Genomic DNA, 16,377 nt, shown 5'->3' on the forward strand with positions numbered 1-16,377 from the left:
GTCAATTTGACGATTTGTCAATGTGTAAGTTTGTGTAAAAATAATAAATAATGTGTCAATTATTTGTTAATTATGCATTGGCATATTTTCATATTAACTCATTGGCTCATTTTCCAGTGCTTCCCAAAACTCGTATGCTCTTCTTAAATGAGGAATTACAATTGTACCACCAACTAAAGTAGCAATACTCATTGCTTCCATCATTTCTGTTTTTGTAATTCCGTTTTTGTAAACAGTTTCTAAATGATATTTAATGCAATCATCACATCTTAAAACCGCTGATGCAACTAAACCTAACAGTTCTTTAGTTTTTACATCTAGAGCACCTTCCATATAAGCATTGGTGTCTAAATTGAAAATTCTTTTAATTACTTTGTTATCATCGGCTAATAACTTTTCGTTCATTTTAGCGCGATAGTCGTTGAATTCTTTTACTAAATCACTCATAGCTTATTTTTTTACAATTTCTTTTGTTTGCAGTTCTTTTTTCACCACAGCCGCACTAATTAAAATACTGATTTCATATAAAATCATGATTGGTATGGCTACTACAATTTGACTCAAAATATCGGGAGGTGTAATAATTGCCGATAAAACAAGTACAATAATTAAAGTGTATTTTCGGTATTTTCTTAAAAATGAAGGTGTTACTAAACCTATTTTAGTTAAGAAATAAATGATGATTGGTAATTCAAAAAGTAAGCCTGATGCTACAGTTGAAGAACGCAATAAACTTATATAAGATGTTAAATCGATGTCGTTAAAAATTTGATTACTTACATTGTAATTAGCTAAGAAATTTACCGATAAAGGTGCAATTAAATAGTAACCAAATAAAACTCCAATAAAGAAAAGCATTGAGGCTACAAAGATGAACAATTTAGCATATTTTCTTTCTTTCTCATATAAAGCCGGACTAATAAATTTCCAAAATTCCCAAAGTATAATTGGGAAACCAATAATAAATCCTGCAGTAATTGAAGTCCACATATGAGCCGAAAACTGTCCGCCCATTTCACGACTTTGAATACGCATTGGAATTTCAGTCACACATAAGCTTTCATCTAAACCAAATCTTTGTGATAATTCACAAAACCATTTATAGGTAATGAAATCAGGATTTTTTGGACCAAAAATAATTTGATCGAAAATAAAATCACTAAAGAAAAACGCAATTGTAGCACAAACTAATACTGCAATTGTACTTCTTACTAATAACCATCTCAATTCTTCAAGATGATCTAAAAAAGACATTTCTCCTAAATTCTTAGCCATTATACAATTCCTTCTTTTAAAATATCGTGTAAATGTAATACGCCTTTGTACTCATCATTGTCAATAACCATTAACTGTGTAATAGAATTGTTTTCTAAAATGCTTAAAGCTTCAGAAACTAAAATGTCTGACGAAATGTTTTTAGGATTTTTAGTCATAATATCTTGTGCCGTTAAATGAGTAAATGAATCATTTGCATTTAACATTCTACGAATATCACCATCGGTAATAATTCCAATAACTTTGTTATTGTCAATAACTGCAGTAACTCCTAAACGTTTCTCAGAAATTTCCATAATCACCTTTTTGATAGAAGCATCTGGAGAAACTTGTGGTGTATGCGTTGTGTCTAACATATCGGCAACGCGTAGTAATAATTTTTTTCCTAACGCACCACCTGGATGATAGATAGCAAAATCTTCACTTTTAAATTGACGTAATTCCATTAATGCAACTGCTAAAGCGTCACCTAGAACTAATTGAGCAGTTGTGCTATTTGTTGGTGCCAAATTATTCGGACAAGCTTCTCGATCAACATGAGCATGCATAATATAGTGCGATTCTTTTCCAAGGAAAGAATTTCTATCTGAAGTCATGCCAATTAAAATGTTTCCAAAACGCTTTAACAATGGAACTAAAACTTTAATCTCCGGACTGTTACCACTTTTAGAAATACATATAATAATATCTTCAGGTTGAACCATTCCTAAATCGCCGTGAACTGCTTCGGCAGCATGTAAAAATAGCGATGGAGTTCCTGTTGAGTTTAAACTAGCTACAATTTTTTGAGCAATTATGGCACTTTTTCCTATTCCGGTAACAACTAATCTGCCTTTAGTTTCGTAGATTTTTAAAACGGCTTCGGCAAATTCTTCTGTTAAGTATTCGGTAAGTTGTAAGATGGCCTTACTCTCTTCAATTATAGTTTTTTTTGCGGTCTCTAAAATACTTGCAGTTGTGTTCAAAGTATATTGTAATTATTGTTTTGTTATTTTAAAGAATATTGTATCTTTATGTTTGCAAATTTAGGTAAAATCATATTAATAGCGAATGAAACCGAACGAAATTGATTTACACAAAGAATTAAAGAAATATTTCGGGTTTAACCAATTTAAAGGACTTCAAGAACAGGTAGTTAACAGTATAATTCACGGAAACAATACTTTTGTAATTATGCCTACAGGTGGTGGTAAATCATTATGTTACCAGTTGCCAGCTCTTGTCTTAGACGGAACAGCAATAGTTGTTTCGCCTCTAATTGCGTTGATGAAAAATCAAGTTGATGCAATACGAAGTTTAGGTTCAGAACTAGGAGTTGCTCATGTTTTAAACTCTTCTTTGACTAAAACAGAGATTAATCAAGTAAAAAAAGATATTTTAGATGGCGTTACAAAAATGCTTTATGTAGCACCAGAATCTTTAACAAAAGAAGAATATATTCAGTTTTTAAGAGACGTGAAAATTTCTTTTGTAGCTATCGACGAAGCACACTGTATTTCGGAATGGGGTCATGATTTTAGACCTGAATATAGAAATCTTAGAGGTATTATAAAACAACTAGCGGATGATATTCCAATTATTGGATTAACAGCAACTGCTACACCAAAAGTTCAAGAAGATATTTTGAAAAACTTAGACATGTCTGGAGCTAATGTTTTCAAAGCTTCTTTTAACCGACCAAATTTATTCTACGAAATACGTCCGAAAACTAAAAATGTTGAAGGCGATATTATTCGTTTCATCAAACAACATAAAGGAAAATCAGGTGTTATTTACTGTTTAAGTCGAAAAAAAGTAGAAGATATAGCGCAATTACTTCAAGTAAATGGAATTAGTGCTGTGCCATATCATGCTGGTTTAGATGCGAAAACAAGAGCAAAACACCAAGATATGTTCTTAATGGAAGATGTTGATGTTGTTGTTGCTACAATTGCTTTCGGAATGGGAATCGATAAACCAGATGTTCGTTATGTAATTCATCATGATATTCCTAAATCTTTAGAAAGTTATTACCAAGAAACGGGAAGAGCTGGAAGAGATGGAGGAGAAGGTCATTGTTTAGCCTATTATTCATACAAAGACATCGAAAAACTTGAAAAGTTCATGGCAGGAAAACCTGTTGCAGAACAAGAAATAGGTTATGCCTTATTACAAGAAGTTGTTGCTTATGCAGAAACTTCAATGTCGAGACGTAAATATTTATTACACTATTTTGGTGAAGAATTTGACGATGAAAATGGAGAAGGAGCCGATATGGATGACAATGTTCGTAATCCTAAGAAGAAAGTAGAAGCTCAAAATGAGGTTGTACTTCTTTTAAAAATGATTCGCGATACAAAAGAATTATTCAAATCTAAAGAAATTGTTTTTGCTTTATTAGGAAAAGTAAATGCTATTATAAAATCTCAAAAAGTCGATGCTAATCCTTTATTTGGAAAAGGAGAAAACCATGACGAACGTTTTTGGATGGCATTAATTCGCCAAGTATTAGTAGAAGGATTAATCAAGAAAGATATAGAATCTTACGGTGTTATAAAAGTAACTCCAAAAGGGCATGGTTTTATTGAAAAGCCTTATTCTTTCATGATGTCTGAAGATCATGAATACAGTGAAAATGAAGATGAAAACGTAGTTACAGCAGCAAAATCTAGTGGTGTAGCCGATGAAGCATTATTAAAAATGCTAATCGATTTGCGTAAAAATGTTGCCAAAAAAGAAGGCGTTCCGCCTTATGTAGTATTCCAAGAATTTTCTTTAGAAGATATGGCTTTAAAATACCCTGTAACTATTGATGAACTTTCAAATGTTCAAGGTGTTGGTGAAGGAAAAGCAAAAAAATATGGAAAAGCTTTTATAGAGTTAATTTCACGATATGTAGATGATAATGATATCATCCGCCCTGACGATTTAGTTGTAAAATCTACAGGAACTAATTCTGCATTAAAACTTTACATTATACAAAGTGTCGATAAGAAATTAGGCTTAGATGATATTGCAAAAGCAAAAGGTCTTACAATGGACGAATTGTTAAAAGCAATGGAGCAAATTGTGTATTCTGGTACAAAATTGAATATTAGCTATTGGATTGATGATATTTTAGACGAAGACCAACAAGAGGAAATTCACGATTACTTTATGGATTCTGAATCAGATAAAATAGAAGAAGCATTAAAAGAATTTGATGGAGATTATGATACAGAAGAGTTACGTTTAATGCGAATTAAATTCATAAGCGAAGTAGCCAATTAGACAATTAGGCAATGTGTCAATTATACAATTTAATATTAAACTATAAACAACTAACTATAAACTATTAACAATTAAAATTTTTATGTCAGAAAATCAAAATGTTTGGAAACCCACTGAAGAAGCTAAAAGTCAAGCAGGTCAGTTTCGTTTATTTGCAGGTTTATTATGGTTGGGAGCAATAGTTGCCCAAGTTTTTGCAATTCGTATGTTTCTTAGTGCTGTAAATGCTGGTGAATCTCCAGTAAATGCATGGGTAATTGGACTTATTGTTTTAGATTTAGTACTTGTTTTTACTGGTTCAGTTTTGTGGAAAAAGTCAAATCGCTTAGATCCACCTTCAGAGAAAAATAAATTCTTATTCTACATGCAAAATCAGTTAGGGGTAGTTATGGCATTTGTCGCTTTTTTACCTTTAATCATTTTTATTCTAACCAATAAAAAAGTAGACGGAAAAAGTAAAGCAATTTTAGGAAGTATTGCTGGTGTCGCACTTGTAATTGCTGGAATTGGAGGTTTTGAATCGAATATGGCATCTATAGAAAAATATACTGAAGAAACCAATATGGTGGAAGCTTTAACAGGAACTAATAATGTTTATTGGACATCTGCTGGAGGTAAATACCATTTATACGAAGATTGTTATCATATTAAAAATAGAGCTTCTGTTTCAAATGGAACTGTCGCTAATGCTAAAGAAACAAGAGGAATAACTGATTTGTGTGAAACGTGTAAAAAGCGTAAAATGAAAGAAGATGGAATGTCAGAAGAAACGCTTAATGAAAAATTAGACCAAATTAAAAATGGGTTAAATACAGAAAATACTCAAGAGTCAACTACAACTGAAGAAGAGCAAAAAGATGCAGCTTAATTAGTTGTCAGTTTTCAGTCACTGTTAACTATTTAAAAAAATATTTTGTCATTTCGAACGAAGTGAGAAATCTCATCAAAAAATTATGAGACTCCTCCTTTAGTCGGAGTGACATTTTTTTATGTATTTATTGATAAACTTCTCCACGATGAGGTTTTAAAGCGTCTCGAAAAGTCAACAAATCTTTTTCTTCAACAACAACATATGCAATAGCATACATATCATTTATTTCTGTAAACCCAGTTATTTGTAAAGGATAATTTTCTTTAATTAAAAATTCTTTTAAATGTATTTCATGATGCTCTGCAGTTTTTGATGCTGCAGCACCTCTAAAATCCCAAATCAGTTTTATTTTTCGCATTTCTCTAAGTTTCAAAGTAGCAAAGTTACGAAGCAATCTTATAAATAGTTATTTTTGCAACGAATTATCGAAGAACAAATAAACAAATAAAGATAAAATGCCACGCGAATTTCAATTTCAAGTTTCACCCGAAGTAGCTGCCAATGAAAGCATGCTCATTCAACATGTTGCCAAACTTTTTCAGGTGAATCCTAAAGAAATTCAAAAAGTAGACGTTTTAAAACGATCTATCGATGCACGTCAGCGTAGTATTAAGATGAATATTAAAGCCAATGTGTTTTTAGTTGGCGAGCCTTATACTGAAACAAAAATTGAATTACCTGATTATCCAAATGTTTCAAATGCTCAAGAAGTAATTGTAGTTGGAGCTGGACCAGCCGGACTTTTTGCGGCACTTCAGTTAATTGAATTAGGTTTAAAGCCAATAGTTTTAGAAAGAGGTAAAGATGTTCGTGGGCGTCGTCGCGATTTGAAAGCTATAAACCGAGATGGAACAGTAAATCCGGAATCAAATTATTGTTTTGGAGAAGGAGGTGCGGGAACATATTCTGATGGAAAATTGTACACAAGATCAAAAAAGCGTGGCGATGTAGACAGAATTTTACGTTTATTAGTAGCTTATGGAGCAACTCCAGAAATTATGGTAGAAGCCCATCCTCATATCGGAACTAATAAGTTGCCTCAAATTATTCAAGATATTCGAGAGAAAATTATCGCTTGCGGCGGACAAGTTTTATTCGATACTAAAGTAACTGATATTTTAATCAAGAATAATGAAGTTGAAGGAGTTGTAACTCAAAATGGAGATAAAATTTTAGCCAATAAATTAATTTTAGCTACGGGACATTCGGCTCGTGATATTTTTGAATTATTGTATCACAAAAAAATAGAAATAGAAGCAAAACCGTTTGCTCTAGGAGTTCGTGCTGAGCATCCGCAATCTTTAATTGATAGTATTCAATATTCTTGTGATTTCAGAGGTGATTATTTACCACCAGCTCCATATTCTATAGTAAAGCAAGTAAATGGCAGAGGTATGTACTCTTTTTGTATGTGTCCAGGTGGAGTTATTGCACCTTGTGCAACAGCTGAAGGTGAAGTAGTAACTAATGGTTGGTCGCCTTCAAAACGCGATCAAGCAACTGCAAATTCTGGAATTGTGGTGGAATTAAGATTAGAAGATTTTAAACCATTCGCAAAATTCGGTCCATTAGCAGGAATGGAGTTTCAAAAAGATATTGAACAAAGAGCTTGGCGATTAGCAGGTAAAACTCAACAAGTTCCAGCGCAACGAATGATCGATTTTTCTCAAAATAAAGTTTCATCAGAAATTCCAAAAACATCTTATGTTCCTGGAACAACTTCTGTTGAATTAGGAGAAGTTTTTCCTGGTTTCTTAACACAAACTATGCGTCAAGGTTTTCAAGAATTTGGGAAAAGCATGAAAGGTTATTTTACTAACGAAGCTATTTTACATGCTCCAGAAAGTAGAACATCTTCACCGGTTCGTATTCCTCGAGATCCTATTTCATTAGAGCATACTCAAATTAAAGGATTGTATCCTTGTGGAGAAGGTGCAGGTTATGCTGGCGGAATTATTTCAGCAGCAATTGATGGTGAAAAATGCGCTATAAAAATTGCAGAAGCTATTGGTTCATAAGTTTTTCATAAGCTTTTCCAATATTTTCAATAATATCGGAAGCTATTAAACTAAATTCACCTTTTTCTTTTTCTACAATATCTCCGGCTAAACCGTGAAGGTAAATGCCTAGTACACTTGCTTTTCCTGAAGTATAACCTTGAGAAAGTAATCCAGTAATGATTCCTGTTAAAACATCGCCACTACCAGCGGTTGCCATTCCGGGGTTACCAGAACTATTAAAAAATAAATCACCTTTTGGTGTAATGGTAACACTGTAGGCTCCTTTTATTACAACATACAAGCAATATTGTTTAGCAAATTTTAAGGTGCGCTCTAGTTTTTCAAAATCGTTGTTCCAATTTCCAATCCATCTTGCCCATTCTTTTGGGTGCGGAGTTAAAACGCTATAAATTGGAATTTTATCCCAATAATCTTTATGTTCGGCTAAAATATTTAAAGCATCAGCATCAATAACTAAAGGATCATTGGTTCTTGTAATTAGTCTTAAAATTTCTGTTTTAGTTTCTTCATTGGTATCTAAACCAGGACCAACACCAATAAAATGATTGTTGAGGTCGATTCTAGTTTTAATAAAGTTTTTACCATTGGTAACAACCATTACTTCTGGAATTGAACTTTGCATGGCGTCATAACCACAACTTGGAATCTCGGCTGTAACTAAACCAGCTCCAATTCTTAAACTAGCTTTTGAAGCTAAAATAGCAGCTCCAATTTTACCTTTGCTACCGGCAACAATTTTTACATGACCAAAGTTTCCTTTGTGACTAAATCGATTACGTTTTTTTAAAAAATCTTTGAAATATTCTTCAGTAATCCATTCATATTTAGATTCTTGTTTTTCTATTGCATTTTTGTCAAGTCCAATAGTAATAATATGCATTTCGCCACTAAATTCTTTATTTTCTGGAAGAATTAAGGAAAGTTTTGGTAATTCTAAAGTTAAAGTGTGCGATGATTTTATAATGGCATTATGCAGATTCGTTGCATTATTATCGACATAAAGTCCGGAAGGAATATCAATAGAAATAACCTCTTTTTTTGCTGCATTTATGTAATGAATTAAATCTGCAGCAATGCCTTTTATAGGGCGGTTTATTCCCGAACCAAAAAGTGCATCAATGATGATAATTTTTTCATCGCTTAAATCAGGAAAGTCATCCTCATTGTTTATAGAAATAGTCTTACCTGAAACTCTTTGCCAGAGTTCAAAGTTTTGTTCAAAATCATCGGAATAAGCAATGTTCGAGGTAATAAAAACAGTAACATTATATAATCTCGATTTTAAAATTCTAGCAATAACTAAGCCATCTCCGCCATTGTTTCCCGGACCACAAAAAACATAGAACGCATGTTTGTTATTGTAGTTTTTAAATATCCATTCGGCACAAGCACCAGAAGCTTTTTCCATTAATTCAAGCGAACTAATACTTTGTACTTCGGTGGTTACTTGGTCAACTTCTTTTAATTGTTGTGCAGTTAATATTTTCATTACTCTATAAATGATTTTATTTTGTCTTTATTTCCTACAATCCATAAAATATCACTTTCTTCTAAGATGCAGTTTGATTCGGGATTTAAAATGCGTCTTCCCGATTTTTCAATACCTACGACAATTCCGTTAGTAATTTCTCGAATGTTAGATTCTCTTATAGTTTTACCAATAAAGTCTTGTTGTTTCATTTCTAATTTCCACAAAACTATTTCCATGTTAGAAGTTTCTTCATTATTAAAATTACTTTGAATGTAATCTTTAAATTCATTTACTTGTATATCTGTTCCAATAACATTAAGAATGTCATTTGGATAAATTATTTCAGATTTTTGAGGAATATTTATTGTTTTTTCACCACGTTTAATAAAGGCAATATTAATTCCAAATTGCTCTCTCAGTTTTAACTCTTCTAATTTTTTTCCTACAATTTCAGAATTCTCAGGAATCGAAAATTCTGCAATATGCCCATCCCAAGGAGTTAAATTTTGTCGTTTTGCTTTTACATCTTCCGGATTATTTTCATTAAAGTTACTTAAAAAATGACTTTCTAGTTTATAATAAAAGCCATTTATTTGTTTTGTAAATATCACATAAGTCACAATACACAAAACAAACATCAATAATCCGAATAATGGTGAGATTATGTTATTAAGCATAAATCCTATTAATATTACTGAAAATAGTATTCTAGCAATAAACATCATAATTATAGGACCTCTGTATTTTCTTTCTTTAATTAATTCTTGAACGGCTTCTTTATTAATTCTTTTTAAAGAAATTGCCCATAAAAATGGTAATAAAACTAATAACGTAATGGCTGCAGTTAAAAACTCACCAAACATTTTTTCGGATACAATTGGTAGTAAAAGCTTTTTAGATAAAATAATTATCGCAATTGAAATAACTCCATTAATAATTACTTGTTTAATATAATCGGTAATGTAAGATTTCCAAAGGCTAGTTGGTTTTATAGCTTGTGTATTCGCACTATAACGTTCAATTTTTTTAATCCATCGTTTGGGTAATTTACTTTCCACAAAATTTGCAAACGGACTTGCTGATTTTATCATGTAGGGAGTAGTAAATGTTGTTATAGCTGAAACAGCAACTACTACTGGATAAAGAAAATCTTGGGTTACATTTAGAGACATTCCTAATGTCGCAATAATAAAAGAAAACTCACCAATTTGAGATAAACTCATACCTGCTTGTATTGATTGTTTTAAAGGTTGCCCAGAAAGTAAGGAACCAATTGTTGAACTTATCGATTGACCAAAAATGGTAACAACCGTTAAAATTAAAACAGGAATCGAATAGGTAACCAATGTATCAGGATCAATTAGCATACCAACAGATACAAAAAAGATAGCTCCAAAAAGATCTTTTACAGGTTTTATAAGTTTTTCAATATGTTCCGATTGATTGGTTTCAGCAATAATTGAACCCATAATAAAAGCTCCTAATCCTGGTGAAAAACCTGCATTTGCAGCAAAAATCACCATTAACAAGCACAAAGCAATCGAAATGATTAATAGCATTTCATCGGTTAGAATTTTTTTCGATTTCTTTAAAAAAGTTGGAATAAAGAAAATACCTAAAACAAACCATAGAATTAAAAAGAAAAATAATTTTACGAACGCAAAAATTAATTCGCTACCGGAAAATTGACTACTTACAGCAATAGTTGACAACAAAACCATAAGAAGTATGGCAACAATGTCTTGAACAATAAGTGAACCGATAACATTTCCAGCAAACTTTTGAGTTTTAACACCTAGTTCTTCGAAAGCTTTTAAAATAATTGTTGTAGATGATATCGATAATATAACTCCAAGAAAAATACTATCCATATTTGACCAATTTAAGGCTTGTCCAACCGTGTAGCCAAGTGCCAGCATTGTAAATATTTGAGTAAGTGCTGTAATTGAAGCAGTTCCGCCTACTTTCGTTAATTTCTTAAAACTAAATTCTAATCCGAGACTAAAAAGCAGAAAGATAACACCAATTTCCGCCCAAATAGTAACATCGTTACTTTCTGTAACTGTAGGAAAAAAATTAAAATTATTACCAGCTAAGAATCCTGCAACTAAATATCCTAATACTAAAGGTTGCTTTAACTTTTTGAAAATTAAAACAGCAATACTAGCCGTAATTAAGATTAATCCTAAATCGGTAATTAAGCTTGGTAAATGAATTGCGGTTTGCGATAATAAAAATAATTTCATAGGCATTTTTTCTTCTGCAAATTACTCAATACTTCTAGAAGCTACAAGCTAATTGGACGGTGAAACCTAACAATTATGAAAAATTTATGAGTATTGAAACTTTAGTTAATCTTACAATAGAATATTATTAGTTTAATATTACTAAATTTGTCAACCAATGTTTAAAAAGAGCTATGTCTAAAGAAAAAGTAATTTTAGTAGATACAAATGATGAACCAATTGGTTTAATGGAAAAAATTGCCGCTCATGAGCAAGCTTTATTACACAGAGCGTTTTCGGTTTTTGTTTTAAATGATAAAAACGAAATCATGTTGCAACAAAGAGCTAAATCAAAATACCATTCCCCTTTATTATGGACCAATACTTGTTGTAGCCATCAACGTCCGGGTGAGACTAACATTCAGGCTGGAAAAAGAAGATTGCGAGAAGAAATGGGGTTTGAAGTAGATTTACAAGAATTATTTCATTTTATTTATAAAGCACCTTTTGATAATGGATTAACAGAGCATGAACTAGATCATGTTATGATAGGAAAATTTAATGATGAACCTAATATAAACAAAGAAGAGGTTGAAGATTGGAAATGGATGAGCATTGAAGCAATTAAAGAAGATATGCAACAAAATCCTGATGTTTATACTGTTTGGTTTAAAATTATTTTTGATGAATTTTATCATTATATCGAAAATCATAAATTTTAATACATTTGTCACTCTAAGCATCGTCGGAATATTTAAGAAAAACTCAAAAAATGAAAGTAACAGTTTCTAGAAAAGCACATTTTAATGCCGCACATAGATTGTATCGCAAAGATTGGTCGATGGAGCAAAACGATGCCGTTTTTGGAAAATGTAATAACCCTAAATTTCATGGTCATAATTATGAAATGATTGTGAGTGTAACTGGAGAAATTGATCCCGAAACAGGATTTGTAATGGACGTGAAAATTTTATCCGATTTAATTAAAGAACACATAGAAGAAGCTTTCGATCATAAAAATTTAAACGAAGATGTTGAAGAGTTTAAAAATTTGAATCCAACTGCCGAAAATATTTGTGTAGTTATTTGGAACAAATTAAGAAAGCAAATTGCTTCCGATAAAGATTTGGAAGTTGTTTTATATGAAACGCCACGAAATTTTGTAACCTATAGAGGAAATTAAATGAAGTTTTACCCTTTACAGTTTGAGCCAATTTTAAAAGATAGAATTTGGGGTGGAACCAAGTTACAATCTGTTTTAAATAAAGAAATTACTTCTGAAACAACAGGTGAAAGTTGGGAATTATCGACAGTTCCTAATGATGTTAGCGTTGTTACAAATGGCGATTTTAAAGGAAAAAATTTAAACGAACTTATCCATTTATTTCCAGCTGAAATTTTAGGAGAAAGTGTTTTAGAACGTTTTGGTGCGCAATTTCCGTTATTGTTTAAATTTATCGATGCTAAAGAAGATTTATCAATTCAATTACATCCTAATGACGAACTAGCTCAAAAGCGTCATAATTCTTTTGGAAAAACTGAAATGTGGTATGTAATGCAAGCCGATAAAGGTTCGCGTTTAGTGGTTGGCTTTAAAAAAGATTCTAATAAAGAAGAGTATTTAGAAAAATTAGCTTCAAAAGAAATAATTTCACTTTTAGATGAAACGGAAGTTAAAACTGGTGATGTTTTCTTTTTAGAAACCGGAACCATACATGCTATTGGTGGCGGAGTGGTAATTGCAGAAATTCAACAAACAAGTGATGTTACGTATCGCATATACGATTGGGATAGAGTAGATGCTAATGGAAACGGCCGTGAACTTCATACTGAATTAGCTCTCGATGCGATTAATTTTAAAACCACAAAGGCTAAAGTTAATTACGAAAATAAGTTAAATCAAAGTAATAAAACGGTTCATTGTAATTATTTTAAAACCAATGTAATTCCACTAGATGGGAAAATGAATTGGGAATCTCACAAAGGATCATTTACGGTTTTAATGTGTACCGAAGGTAATTTTACTTTAGAAATTGAAAATGACATGTATGCTTATAAAATGGGCGATACAGTTTTGTTGCCTGCTGCATTAGAAAATGCTAGTATTTCAGGAAAAGCCAATATACTTGAAGTTTGGGTTTAAAATTATTCGCGTAAAATTTTCTCCATTTTTTTGTCTTTAGCTAACTCGTCAATTAGTTTGTCGAGATAACGTACTTTTTGCATAATTTTATCTTCAATTTCTTCTACGCGATAACCACAAATTACTCCAGTTATTTTAGAAACATTCGGATTTATTTGAGGAGCATGATTAAAGAAATCTTCAAAGTTTACTTTAGTAGTTATAATGTTTTCTAAATCTTTTTCATTATAACCAGTTAGCCAAAAAATAATTGTATTGACTTCTTCTTTAGTACGATTCTTTTTTTCTGCTTTTGCAATATAATGCTGATAAACACTTGCAAAAGACATTTTATATACGCGTTCTAGATTGTTCATTTTGCTAATAATCAATACCAAATATAAAAAACAATAAATACTTAACAATAAACTATCAACTAAAATAATTATCTTTGCATCAAATTTTAAAATCAAATACAATGGCAAGCATTAAAAACTTGAAAAAAGAAATTAACTACGTTTTAGGAGATTTAGTTGATATCGTTTATGTTTGGGAAATTACAAATGGAGGTCAACCAACTGAAACTACTGATGGTATTGTTGATTCTATCTATTCAACTTACGATGAAATGTTAGCGAAAATCAACAATCGTGGTGTTGAAAATAGAAAAGCACATTTAAAACAAGTTCGTAAAGATTTTGAAGACTTTGCTAATCAAGTAGTTGCAAAAATCAACGATTTAAACTAAAAAAAAGTATAAAAAAATCACGCTTTTTCTTTGCAAATGTGAAAAACCGTTTTATATTTGCACCGCAATAAAGCTGACGGTTTCAAAGAAAAAACGTGGTTTTAAATGCCGGTGTAGCTCAGCTGGCTAGAGCAGCTGATTTGTAATCAGCAGGTCGTGGGTTCGAGTCCCTCCATCGGCTCTTAAAAGAGAAAACTTTTGAAGTTTTCTCTTTTTTTGTATGAGTCATTGTCTCAAATAAAGTAAAAATTTATAAAGCGTCAATTTTAATGAATGAGATTTAGTTTTGGAGGTTTCTAGATTACCTGCGGAATAACAATATAAAAGAATAAAAAAGAGGCTTGTACAAGCCTCTTTTTTTATTGATTATTTTTTAAATCTTTGATGTGCTCTTTAAGCATTTTACCGTATTTAGATTCGGAAACCTTAGGGCTCATTTTGCTAGCAATCGTATCTAAGAATGTAATATTTATGTTAGCAATTTCACTTAAAGCAATATAAGGTGCCACTTCATATTCGCCATGTGTACTTGCAAAATTTGCTGTATATAAATATTTTCTTTTTAATAACTTTTCATAAGCTTTATCAATACTGTCTTGGCGTTCAGCATTGAAATTTAATTCGTTTTGAAGTCTTTTTCCATAATAGATAAATTGTCTTCAGTAAAACGCTTGTTTATAGTGTTGAATTCTTCCCAAAGCGCTTGGTTTTTTGAACCTGTAAATTTAGCACTGCTATAAAACTCTTTCAATTTAGTATCGATAGTCATTTCGCCTGGTTCAGCAAAGAAACCTAAACTGTTATCAATAGAATTGGTTTGGCCTCTATCTAAAAACAAGAATAAAACTTCAGGTTCTGTTAAAGGAATGCTTTTCTCGAAATGCGAATCGCCTTTAAATATGATACTGTCGACAACAACTAGTGTTGTATCTTTTAATTGTTGGATGTATAATTTTCCTTGACTTAATCCTTCAATATTTCCAGTAATGTGAAGGTTTCCACTTTCATTTTCCTTTTTAGAACAAGAAACTAAACTTAGTAATGCAAAACTTAGAATGCAAAATTTCTTCATATTTATAATTTATTTTGGTGCAACAATTTCCATTAAATAAGCGCATAAAATTGCGCCATATGTTCCTACTATATAGCCAAAAATAGCTAACAAAACACCTACACTTGCTAATGCTGGATGAAACGCAGAAGCAACAACTGGTGCAGAAGCTGCTCCACCTACATTTGCTTGACTTCCAACTGCAATAAAAAAGTAAGGTGCTCTAATTATTTTGGCAACCAAAAATATGACAATAAAATGAATTAACATCCAAATTACGCCCACTAAAATTAGTCCGGGATTGTCTAAAACTGCAGTTAAATCCATTTTCATACCAATAGTTGCTACTAAAATGTAAATGAATACACTTCCAATTTTACTTGCGCCAGCGCCTTCATAACTTTTTAATGGTGTAAATGAAAGACTTATACCAATTATAGTTGCTAAAGTAATCATCCAAAAGAAGCTACCACCAAAAGTTGAAGCAAAGCTTTTTGGATCGCGTACGGTTTCAAAATTTGTAGTAAAAAAATCGGCTAAAACTTGAGAGCCCCAATGTGAAAATCCAACTGCTCCAAAAGCAATTGCTGCAATAATCATATAATCTGTCAAAGTAGGGTTACGTTTTACACTTTCTTGATAGCTCGATACTTTGTCTTGTAATTCTTGAATGGAACTATTATCTGCTTTTAGCCATTTATTTATGATTTCTTTTTTGCCAATTCCATACAAAAGTGCTGCCATTCCAATATTGGCTACAACAATATCTACCAATACCATTCCACCATATTTTTGTTGGTTGAACTTGAAAATTTCTAACATAGCTGCTTGATTGGCACCACCTCCAATCCAACTACCAGCTAATGTTGCAAGCCCTCGCCAAACTGCATCAAAACCAGCTCCGCCAACTGTTTCAGGTGAAAAAATAGAGACGATTAGAATAGCTACTGGTCCACCAACAATAATTCCTACAGTCCCCGCTAAGAAAACAATTAATGCTTTTGGTCCTAAATTTAAAAGTGCTTTTAAATCAATGCTTAATGTCATTAATACTAAAGCAGCAGGTAAAAGATATCGGCTTGCTACAAAATATAAGCTAGAACTTTTTTCAACAACTTCTCCATCTTTACCTAATTCGGTCCATTCGGGAGCAATAATATGTAAAGAGCTAAAAATAGAAGGTAGTAAATAGCATAATAATAATGCAGGAACTACATTGTAGAATTTTTTCCAAAACCCTTCTTCTTTAGAAGAAGTATAGAAAACAAACCCAACAAGAACCATTAAAAGCCCAAAAACTATTGTATCATCTGTAAAATAAGGAGGGTTATGCATTTTAAATTT

General features: G+C 31.7%; 16 protein-coding genes and 1 tRNA gene. 8 read left to right on the top strand and 9 right to left on the bottom strand.

Going from position 1 to position 16,377, the window contains the following annotated elements:
- Positions 1–93: 93 nt before the first annotated feature.
- From GCU34_RS00995 to GCU34_RS01005, 3 genes are read right to left on the bottom strand one after another with little or no spacing between them, the layout of a single operon-like run.
- Complete coding sequence (locus GCU34_RS00995; protein WP_072780549.1) at positions 94–447, bottom strand: carboxymuconolactone decarboxylase family protein; 354 nt, start codon at positions 445–447, stop codon at positions 94–96.
- Positions 448–450: 3 nt separating this feature from the next.
- On the bottom strand, positions 451–1,275 hold the full coding sequence (gene tatC / locus GCU34_RS01000; RefSeq protein WP_072780546.1) for a twin-arginine translocase subunit TatC: 825 nt from the start codon (positions 1,273–1,275) through the stop codon (positions 451–453).
- A complete protein-coding gene (locus GCU34_RS01005; RefSeq protein WP_072780543.1) occupies positions 1,275–2,240 on the bottom strand; it encodes a KpsF/GutQ family sugar-phosphate isomerase in 966 nt (321 codons plus the stop codon). The genes tatC and GCU34_RS01005 overlap by 1 nt, the downstream gene beginning before the upstream one ends.
- Positions 2,241–2,325: 85 nt before the next feature.
- Here GCU34_RS01005 and GCU34_RS01010 point away from each other — a divergent pair, with 85 nt between their 5' ends.
- Together GCU34_RS01010 and GCU34_RS01015 are read left to right on the top strand one after the other, a co-directional pair.
- Positions 2,326–4,524 carry an ATP-dependent DNA helicase RecQ gene (locus tag GCU34_RS01010; protein WP_072780540.1) on the top strand — a complete coding sequence of 733 codons (2,199 nt, stop codon included), beginning with the start codon at positions 2,326–2,328 and terminating at the stop codon, positions 4,522–4,524.
- Between the two features lie 82 nt (positions 4,525–4,606).
- Positions 4,607–5,392, top strand: a complete 786-nt coding sequence (locus GCU34_RS01015; protein WP_072780537.1) for a hypothetical protein — start codon at positions 4,607–4,609, stop codon at positions 5,390–5,392.
- A gap of 127 nt (positions 5,393–5,519) precedes the next feature.
- Here the strand turns inward: GCU34_RS01015 and GCU34_RS01020 are convergent, their stop codons facing one another.
- On the bottom strand, positions 5,520–5,753 hold the full coding sequence (locus GCU34_RS01020; RefSeq protein WP_072780534.1) for a hypothetical protein: 234 nt from the start codon (positions 5,751–5,753) through the stop codon (positions 5,520–5,522).
- 97 nt (positions 5,754–5,850) lie between these two features.
- Between GCU34_RS01020 and GCU34_RS01025 the strand changes: the two genes are divergently transcribed.
- Complete coding sequence (locus tag GCU34_RS01025) at positions 5,851–7,413, top strand: NAD(P)/FAD-dependent oxidoreductase (RefSeq protein ID WP_072780532.1); 1,563 nt, start codon at positions 5,851–5,853, stop codon at positions 7,411–7,413.
- Here the strand turns inward: GCU34_RS01025 and GCU34_RS01030 are convergent.
- Both GCU34_RS01030 and GCU34_RS01035 read right to left on the bottom strand, forming a co-directional pair.
- Complete coding sequence (locus GCU34_RS01030; protein ID WP_072780529.1) at positions 7,400–8,905, bottom strand: bifunctional ADP-dependent NAD(P)H-hydrate dehydratase/NAD(P)H-hydrate epimerase; 1,506 nt, start codon at positions 8,903–8,905, stop codon at positions 7,400–7,402. The two genes, GCU34_RS01025 and GCU34_RS01030, sit on opposite strands and share 14 nt — an antisense overlap.
- Positions 8,905–11,133, bottom strand: a complete 2,229-nt coding sequence (locus tag GCU34_RS01035; RefSeq protein ID WP_317040795.1) for a cation:proton antiporter — start codon at positions 11,131–11,133, stop codon at positions 8,905–8,907. Before GCU34_RS01035 ends, GCU34_RS01030 begins: the two co-directional genes overlap by 1 nt.
- 173 nt (positions 11,134–11,306) lie before the next feature.
- On the opposite strand from GCU34_RS01035, the gene idi reads away from it, so the two are divergent.
- From idi to GCU34_RS01050, 3 genes are read left to right on the top strand one after another with little or no spacing between them, the layout of a single operon-like run.
- Positions 11,307–11,834 carry an isopentenyl-diphosphate Delta-isomerase gene (gene idi, locus GCU34_RS01040; RefSeq protein WP_072780523.1) on the top strand — a complete coding sequence of 176 codons (528 nt, stop codon included), beginning with the start codon at positions 11,307–11,309 and terminating at the stop codon, positions 11,832–11,834.
- Between the two features lie 50 nt (positions 11,835–11,884).
- Complete coding sequence (locus GCU34_RS01045; RefSeq protein WP_072780520.1) at positions 11,885–12,295, top strand: 6-pyruvoyl trahydropterin synthase family protein; 411 nt, start codon at positions 11,885–11,887, stop codon at positions 12,293–12,295.
- Complete coding sequence (locus GCU34_RS01050; protein WP_072780517.1) at positions 12,296–13,255, top strand: type I phosphomannose isomerase catalytic subunit; 960 nt, start codon at positions 12,296–12,298, stop codon at positions 13,253–13,255. It begins immediately after the preceding gene.
- A gap of 2 nt (positions 13,256–13,257) precedes the next feature.
- On the opposite strand, the gene GCU34_RS01055 is transcribed toward GCU34_RS01050, so the two are convergent.
- Entirely contained in the window at positions 13,258–13,611 is a 354-nt protein-coding gene (locus tag GCU34_RS01055) for a DUF2200 domain-containing protein (RefSeq protein WP_072783343.1), read from the bottom strand.
- A gap of 101 nt (positions 13,612–13,712) precedes the next feature.
- Here GCU34_RS01055 and GCU34_RS01060 point away from each other — a divergent pair, with 101 nt between their 5' ends.
- Both GCU34_RS01060 and GCU34_RS01065 read left to right on the top strand, forming a co-directional pair.
- Complete coding sequence (locus tag GCU34_RS01060; RefSeq protein ID WP_072780515.1) at positions 13,713–13,982, top strand: hypothetical protein; 270 nt, start codon at positions 13,713–13,715, stop codon at positions 13,980–13,982.
- A gap of 107 nt (positions 13,983–14,089) precedes the next feature.
- Positions 14,090–14,163, top strand: a tRNA-Thr gene (locus tag GCU34_RS01065).
- A gap of 435 nt (positions 14,164–14,598) precedes the next feature.
- On the opposite strand, the gene GCU34_RS13765 is transcribed toward GCU34_RS01065, so the two are convergent.
- Both GCU34_RS13765 and GCU34_RS01075 read right to left on the bottom strand, forming a co-directional pair.
- Complete coding sequence (locus GCU34_RS13765) at positions 14,599–15,054, bottom strand: DUF4369 domain-containing protein (protein WP_227658709.1); 456 nt, start codon at positions 15,052–15,054, stop codon at positions 14,599–14,601.
- 9 nt (positions 15,055–15,063) lie between these two features.
- Positions 15,064–16,368, bottom strand: coding sequence for a DUF819 family protein (locus tag GCU34_RS01075; protein ID WP_072780510.1), 1,305 nt, complete (start codon positions 16,366–16,368; stop codon positions 15,064–15,066).
- Between the last annotated feature and the right edge of the window lie 9 nt (positions 16,369–16,377).

The organism is Flavobacterium haoranii, from assembly GCF_009363055.1.
GTDB lineage: Bacteria > Bacteroidota > Bacteroidia > Flavobacteriales > Flavobacteriaceae > Flavobacterium > Flavobacterium haoranii.